General features: G+C 66.1%; 1 protein-coding gene. It reads left to right on the plus strand.

Annotated elements, in window-relative coordinates:
* Window positions 1-366, plus strand: a 366-nt coding sequence (locus GV790_RS29185) for a transposase (protein WP_175586038.1), incomplete at both ends; no start/stop codon positions are given.

Consider the following 366-nt stretch of genomic DNA (forward strand, 5'->3'; position numbering starts at 1 on the left):
GACCCCGACTTCACGACCAAGATGAACCGCGTCCTCGATCTCTACGACCACCCGCCCGCCGACGGGCGGGTGATCTGTGTCGACGAGTTCGGGCCGTTGAACTTGCAACCTCGGCCGGGGCGTGGCTGGTTCCCGACTCGCAGGCCGCGCCGGCTGCGGGCGACTTACCACCGCGATCACGGGGTGCGGCATCTGCTCGGTGCGTTGGACCTGGCCACCGGCCGTATTCACTACCGGATCCGGGACCGGAAACGGTGCATCGAGTTCTTGGCCTTCCTCAAGACTTTGCGGGCCCGTTGGCCCGGCGAGAAGCTCTACGTGATCGTCGACAATTTCTCCCCGCACAAGCGGGCCGAGGTTCGGGAC

Origin of the sequence: Nocardia cyriacigeorgica (genome assembly GCF_010858045.1) — a bacterium.
GTDB classification, from domain to species: domain Bacteria; phylum Actinomycetota; class Actinomycetes; order Mycobacteriales; family Mycobacteriaceae; genus Nocardia; species Nocardia cyriacigeorgica_E.